Origin of the sequence: Thauera linaloolentis 47Lol = DSM 12138, assembly GCF_000310205.1 — a bacterium.
GTDB lineage: Bacteria > Pseudomonadota > Gammaproteobacteria > Burkholderiales > Rhodocyclaceae > Thauera > Thauera linaloolentis.
Genome location: NZ_AMXE01000132.1, coordinates 1 through 5,811 on the forward strand (window position 1 = coordinate 1; position 5,811 = coordinate 5,811).

Below are 5,811 nucleotides of genomic sequence, written 5' to 3' on the forward strand. Positions count from 1 at the left end.
AAGGCTACGGCGCCAACTGCATCTACGTCACCGACTCGGCCGGGCACCTGCTGCCCGACACGGTCAAGGCGCGCATCGCTGCGGTGCGCGAAGCGCTGAAGCCCGAAACGGAACTGGGCTTTCATGGCCACCACAACCTGGCGATGGGCGTGGCCAACAGCCTGGCGGCGCTCGAAGCGGGCGCCACGCGGATCGACGCGGCGGCGGCCGGCCTCGGTGCAGGGGCGGGCAACACGCCGATGGAAGTGTTCATCGCGGTGTGCGCGCTGATGGGGATCGAGACCGGGGTGGACGTGTTCAAGATCCAGGATGTGGCCGAGGACCTCGTGGTGCCGATCATGGACTTCCCGATCCGCATCGACCGCGACGCGCTGACGCTGGGCTACGCCGGGGTGTACGGCTCCTTCCTGCTGTTCGCCAAGCGTGCCGAGAAGAAGTACGGCGTGCCGGCGCGCGAGATCCTGGTGGAGATGGGCCGGCGTGGCATGGTCGGCGGACAGGAAGACATGATCGAGGATACGGCCATGAACCTCGCAAGGGCGAAGGGAATGGTGCCCGCGCCCCTCAATGGCTGATCATCCACGGCCTTTGCATCGGAAACGCCTGCGACCCGTGCGCCGCTCGTATCTTCGTCATTCAGCCTTCACTCGCCCCTGGGAAGATGCCGTCACTCTTCCATCTCCGTAGGGGCAAGCATGTCGCAAATCCTCAATCGGCGCGCGTTCATCCGCCGCCTCGCTTCCATGTCCGCTGTTGCCGCGAGCGGGGCGGGGCTGTCGGGCTGTTTGTCCGACAGCTCTTCGGAAACCGTGCAGGCGCCGGCGCGTTTCGACTATGGCGTTGCCAGCGGCGACCCGCTTGCTGACAGGGTCGTGCTGTGGACGCATGCGCGCAGACCGGATTCGGATGCCGTGGTGGAGCTCGTCTACGAGGTGTCCTTGGTGGAGGATTTTTCCACGCTCGTCAGCAGCGGCACCCTGAGCGCGGCCATGGACAGCGATTTCACCGCCAAGGTCGATGCCAGCGGACTGCAGCCCGGCAGCGTCTATTACTATCGCTTCCGTGCCGGCGACCAGACTTCTCCGGTTGGCCGCACCCGCACCCTGCCGGCGGGTGACGTGAGTGAGGTTCGCTTCGCCGTGATGAGCTGTTCCAATTACCCGGCGGGCTACTTCAACGTCTACCGTGAAATCGCCCAGAGCGACGCTGAATTCGCCATCCACCTCGGCGACTACATCTACGAATACGAGGTCGGCGGCTACGCCGACGAGAACGCTGCTACGCTTGGCCGTGTGTCGGTGCCGGCCGGCGAGCTGCTTGCCCTGGCCGACTATCGCCTCCGCCATGCGCAGTACAAGTCCGACCCCGACGCGCAGCGCCTGCATGCGGCGATGCCGATGATCGCGGTGTGGGACGATCACGAGATCGCCAACGATACCTACAAGGACGGCGCGGAAAATCACGACGCCGACGAGGGCCGCTTTGGCGCGCGGCGTGATGCAGCGCTGCAGGCCTATCACGAGTGGATGCCGATCCGTACCGGGGCGATGCACGACCACATCTATCGCCGCTTCGATTTCGGCCGCCTGGTGTCGCTGCACATGCTCGATACCCGCGTCGTCGGGCGCGACAAGCAGGTGTCGCTGGGTGCGCTGGCCGGGCTGGAGGGCGCGGCGGAACAGGCGCTGGCCTATGGTGAATTCACCTCGCCGAGCCGGCAATTGCTGGGCGCCGAACAATTCGCCTGGCTGCAGTCGCAACTGGCTTCGTCGGGCGCGAACTGGCAGGTGTTCGGCCAGCAGGTGCTGATGGGACGCATGGAGGTGCCGGCTTCGGTGCTGGCGGCGCTCAACCCCGAGAATATCTCGCCCGAGGCGCAGGCCGCCGGGATGCAGGCCATCGCCGCCTATCTGGAGGCCAAGGCCAAGCAGGACGCCGGACTGGTGCTCGCCCCCGCCGAGGCCGCCTTGCTCGATCCGCAGCAGAATCCCCGGCTTGGCTATAACCTCGATGCCTGGGACGGCTACATCGCCGCACGTGAAGCGGTGCTGGCCACGGCCCATCAACTGGGCAAGCGTGTCGTCTCGCTGGCCGGCGACACCCACAACGCCTGGCACAGTGACCTGACCCTGAAGGGGTTGGCCGATCCGGCGTTGGCGGGGGTGAAGGTCGGTGAAGAGTTCGCGACGACCAGCATCAGCTCGCCCGGCTTCGAAGCGACGCTGTCGGCGCTGCCCGCCGCGCAACTCGAGCAGATTTTCACGGCCATCATCGATGACCTCAAGTGGGTCGACGCTTCTCGCCGCGGCTACCTCAAGATGCATTTCACCGCGGATGAGGCGCGCGGCGAGTGGGTGTTCGTCGATACCGTGATTTCGCGTGACTACACGGCGGAAACGGGCCGGGTCGCACGCTACGCGGCTTGATCCCGGCCGTATCGCCGCCGCTGTCGCCTCACAGGAGTGGCGCCGCTGCGAGGGCGCGCGCGCTTTCCCGCCTTGCATCGGCTTCGGTCGGCGGCGGGGAGGCGCAGCGCGCGCGACGCCTGGCAGCCTCGCCGCCCATGGTTGCTGGCATCACGCATTCGAGTGGCGTCCTTGCGGCGTCCTCAATGGCTGATCATCCACGGCCTTTTCGTCGGAAACGCCTTCGACCCGTCCGCCGCGCGCAGCGTCGACTTCGACGGCTTGCCGCCGCAGCATCCGCAGCCCGGCCCGTGCTTGTGGCGCGCGGCGTATTCGGCGCTGGTCATCGGCGCGTGGGCGGCACGTTCGTTGGTGGCGTGGGCGCCGCGGGCGGCTGCGTCCAGGGTGGAGAGGGTGGGGGCGCTGAGCATGACGCGGTAGGATGCGGTGCCGCAGCGGGGGCAGGGGCAGGCTTCGTTGCGGGCGCTCATCGGACGCAGCGCGGAGAAGTCGCCGCAGTCTTCGCAGAAGTATTCGTAGGTTGGCATGGTGTGCTCCCGGTACGGGCCGCCGCGCGGGGGCGGCCCGTCTGGCGTATGGCGGTCAGGTCTTGTCGTAGGCGATCGGCAGGTCGACGGCGCCGTCGATGAACTTGGTCGGGCCGGCGGCCGTCGGGTTGATGTCGAAGTCGAAGATCTCGGTCGGCAGCCACAGCGTGGCGCAGGCATTGGGGATGTCCACCACGCCGCTGATGTGGCCCTGCACCGGCGCGGTGCCCAGCAGCGAGTAGGCCTGGGCGCCGGAGTAGCCGAACTTCTTCAGGTATTCGATGGCGTTGAGGCAGGCTTGGCGGTAGGCCACGTGCACGTCGAGGTAGTGCTGCTTGCCTTGTTCATCCACTGAAATGCCTTCGAAGATCACGTAGTCCTTGTAGTTGGGCGTGATCGGGCTGGGCTTGAAGATGGGATTCCTGATGGCGTACTTCTCCATACCGCCCTTGATCAGGCTCACCCGCATGTGCACCCAGCCGGCCATTTCGATGGCGCCGCAGAAGGTGATTTCGCCGTCGCCCTGCGAGAAGTGCAGGTCGCCCACCGACAGGCCGGCGCCTTTCACGTACACCGGGAAGAACACGCGCGCGCCGCGCGACAGGTCCTTGATGTCGCAATTGCCGCCGTGTTCGCGCGGCGGCACGGTGCGAGCGCCTTCGGCGGCGGCCTTGTCGCGCGCATCGCCCTTGAGCTTGCCCATGTGCGCGGTCCTGGGCGCGGGCGGATTGGCCAGGGGCGGCACGCGGTCGGGCTGGGTGGCGATGAAGTCCACTTCGCGCTCGTTCCACGTATCGAGCATCTTGCGGTCGGGCAGGCAGCCGATCAGGCCGGGGTGGATGAGGCCGGCGAAGCGCACGCCCGGAATGTGGCGGCTCTTGGTGAACATGCCCTCGAAGTCCCAGATGGATTTCTGCGCATGCGGGAAGTGCTCGGTGAGGAAGCCGCCGCCATTGGTCTTGCTGAAGAAGCCGTTGAAGCCCCACTGGCTTTCGTCCCTGGCGCCGATGTCGAGCAGGTCGACCACCAGCAGGTCGCCGGGCTCGGCGCCTTCGACGCCGACCGGGCCGGAGAGGAAGTGCACGGTGCTGAGGTCGACGTCGCGCACGTCGGCGGCATCGTCGTCGTTCTTGATGGCGCCGCCGGTCCAGTCGTAGGTTTCCAGCACGAAGTCGTCGCCGGGTTTCACCCAGCACGCCATCGGGATGTCCGGGTGCCAGCGGTTGTGCACCATTTCGTTTTCGTAGGGGGATTGCTTCAGGTCGACCTTGATCAGGGTTTCAGGCATGGCACACCTCTTTCTTGGCGGGTTACACGGAGAGGAACTGCTTGATGTGGGCTTCGTCGGTGTCGGCGCGCGCGCTTTCATGGACGAGGCGTCCGCCTTCGATGACGAACAGGCGGTCGGCCACGTCCATCGCGAAGGAGAGGACTTGCTCGGACACGACGATGGTGATCTGGCGGATTTTGCGGATCTCGTTCAGCGCCTTCGCGATGTCCTTGATGATCGAGGGCTGGATGCCTTCGGTGGGTTCGTCGAGCAGCAGCACCTTGGGGTCGGTGACCAGCGCGCGGGCGATCGCGAGCTGTTGCTGCTGGCCGCCGGACAGGTTGCCGCCCTTGCGCCGGCGCATGTCCCACAGCACGGGGAACAGGGCGTAGATTTCCTCCGGCACTTTCTTGACCCTGGCGTTTTCCAGTCCGGTCTCGATGTTTTCCTGCACCGTGAGAGTGGGGAAGATCATGCGTCCCTGCGGCACGTAGGCGATGCCCTTGGCCACGCGGCGGTAGCTTTCGTCCTTGCCCACTTCGGCGCCGTCCACTTCCACACTGCCGGATTTCAGCGGCAGCACGCCCATCAGCGACTTGAACAAGGTGGTCTTGCCCATGCCGTTGCGGCCCATGATGGCGACCGCTTCATTGCGTTCGGCGGCGAACGAGATGCCGTGCAGGGCCTCGCTCTGGCCGTAGTTCACGACGAGGTTGGATACCTTGAGCATGCTGTTCTCCTCAGTGGCCCAGATAGACGTCGATGACCCTGGGGTCGGACTGCACCTTGTCCATCGAACCTTCGGCCAGGATCTTGCCCTGGTGCATCACCGTGACCTTGTGGGCGATGCGGGCGACGAAATCCATGTCGTGCTCGATGACGATCACCGAGCGGTTCTGGCAGATGCGGTTCAGCAGTTCGGCGGTCAGCTCGCGCTCGCGCGCGCTCATGCCTGCGATGGGTTCGTCGAGCATCAGCAGCTCGGGGTCCTGCATCAGCAGCATGCCGATCTCCAGCCACTGCTTCTGGCCGTGCGACAGCAGGCCGGCTTCGAGCCCGAGGCGGTCGGCGAGGCCGATCATGTCGGCGATCTCGTCCACCTTGGCCTTCACCGCGTCGTCGCACTTGAAGCCGAGCGCGCCGAACACGCCGCGGCCGCGCGGGTAGGAGACTTCCAGGTTCTTGAACACGCTGAGGTTTTCGTAGATGGAAGGGGTCTGGAACTTCCGCCCGATGCCGGCGCGCACGATCATGTGCTCGGGCAGCCTGGTCATTTCCTGGTTCTTGAACTTGATGCTGCCGGCCGAGGCCTTGGTCTTGCCGCAGATGAGATCGAGCAGCGTGGTCTTGCCGGCGCCGTTGGGGCCGATGACCACGCGCAGCTCGCCGCGATCCACATAGAGGTTGAGGCTGTCGATGGCCTTGAAGCCGTCGAAGGAGACCGTCAGGTCTTCCACCGCGAGGACGAAGTCGGTGTTGCTCATGATGTCTGTCTCCCTGTGCCGTCAGGCCGACTGGCTGCTGACCTTGGTGCCGATGCCGATGCCGGGCTGCGTGGCGGATGCGGCGGGGGCGGCCGGGGGGGGGG

Annotated in this window: 6 protein-coding genes; 2 read left to right on the plus strand and 4 right to left on the minus strand. The window is 66.0% G+C overall.

Annotation, left to right across the window (positions count from 1 at the left end; all coding sequences use genetic code 11):
- The coding region (gene dmpG, locus C666_RS18235; RefSeq protein WP_004347551.1) for a 4-hydroxy-2-oxovalerate aldolase at positions 1-575 on the plus strand (575 nt) is incomplete at its 5' end.
- Positions 576-743: 168 nt separating this feature from the next.
- Positions 744-2,426, plus strand: a complete 1,683-nt coding sequence (locus C666_RS18240; RefSeq protein WP_211206781.1) for an alkaline phosphatase D family protein — start codon at positions 744-746, stop codon at positions 2,424-2,426.
- Positions 2,427-2,608: 182 nt separating this feature from the next.
- On the opposite strand, the gene C666_RS18245 is transcribed toward C666_RS18240, so the two are convergent.
- From C666_RS18245 to urtD, 4 genes are read right to left on the minus strand one after another with little or no spacing between them, the layout of a single operon-like run.
- Positions 2,609-2,953 carry an FmdB family zinc ribbon protein gene (locus C666_RS18245; RefSeq protein WP_004347553.1) on the minus strand — a complete coding sequence of 115 codons (345 nt, stop codon included), beginning with the start codon at positions 2,951-2,953 and terminating at the stop codon, positions 2,609-2,611.
- A 55-nt stretch (positions 2,954-3,008) separates the two neighbouring features.
- Positions 3,009-4,241, minus strand: coding sequence for a formamidase (gene fmdA, locus C666_RS18250; RefSeq protein ID WP_004347554.1), 1,233 nt, complete (start codon positions 4,239-4,241; stop codon positions 3,009-3,011).
- A 22-nt stretch (positions 4,242-4,263) separates the two neighbouring features.
- A complete protein-coding gene (gene urtE / locus C666_RS18255) occupies positions 4,264-4,953 on the minus strand; it encodes an urea ABC transporter ATP-binding subunit UrtE (protein WP_004347555.1) in 690 nt (229 codons plus the stop codon).
- Positions 4,954-4,963: 10 nt separating this feature from the next.
- Positions 4,964-5,707 carry an urea ABC transporter ATP-binding protein UrtD gene (gene urtD, locus C666_RS18260; protein ID WP_004347556.1) on the minus strand — a complete coding sequence of 248 codons (744 nt, stop codon included), beginning with the start codon at positions 5,705-5,707 and terminating at the stop codon, positions 4,964-4,966.
- Between the last annotated feature and the right edge of the window lie 104 nt (positions 5,708-5,811).